Source organism: Pseudomonas sp. 05N434 (assembly GCF_056396965.1).
Genome location: NZ_JBFTMK010001168.1, coordinates 1 through 409, shown reverse-complemented (window position 1 = coordinate 409; position 409 = coordinate 1). Strand labels below are relative to the sequence as shown.

At 58.9% G+C, this 409-nt stretch carries 1 pseudogene; it reads left to right on the top strand.

Features of this window, described 5'->3' with window-relative positions:
* Positions 1-409 (top strand): annotated as a pseudogene (locus AC1DLB_RS32275) (amino acid permease); the annotation flags it as partial.

Here is a 409-nt window from a genome sequence, read left to right as displayed (position 1 = left end):
GTTACACCACCATGTCCCGGCACCTGACCAATGCCGGCGGTTTTTATGCGTTCACCTCACGTGGTTTGGGTGGCCTGGCAGGCGGAGCGGCCGGGGTGTTGGCGATGTTTGCCTATAACATTCTTCAGGTCGGGTTGTATGGCATGTTCGGCGGGGTGGTCAGTGGCACCATGGAAAGCATGTTCGCACTGGTGCTGCCGTGGTGGTCTTACTCGCTGATGGCGATGGCGAGCATTGCGATTCTGGGGTATCGCAAGATCGACCTGTCGGCGCGGCTGCTGTCGGTGATGGTGATCGCCGAGTACCTGGCGATCCTGATCCTGGATTTTTCCATCCTCAAATCCGGCGGCGACAGCGGCATCAACCTTGATGCGTTTGATCGCGGTCATGTGTTCAGCGGCACACCGTC